The following is a 217-nucleotide window of genomic DNA, read 5'->3' on the forward strand; positions in this document are numbered from 1 at the left end:
ATTTGTTCGGGAGAGACTTACAGATGGAACGGTACGGATTATACAACGAATCAGACAGGAACAAGATTCCCAGGAGCAGACGGTTGTACGGCAGATCAAGTGTTGAACTTGACTGTAACGCCAAAACCTGTAGATATAGTAACGAATCAAACCATTTGTTCGGGAGCGACCTTCACCTGGAACGGTACGGATTATACAACGAATCAGACAGGAACAA

The 217-nt window shown here is 44.7% G+C and carries 1 protein-coding gene; it reads left to right on the plus strand.

Annotated elements, in window-relative coordinates; all coding sequences use genetic code 11:
- The coding region (locus B0E44_RS18760; RefSeq protein WP_165688773.1) for a hypothetical protein at positions 1-217 on the plus strand (217 nt) is incomplete at both ends.

Source organism: Flavobacterium sp. A45, assembly GCF_002001005.1.
In the GTDB taxonomy this organism is placed as follows: Bacteria; Bacteroidota; Bacteroidia; order Flavobacteriales; family Flavobacteriaceae; genus Flavobacterium.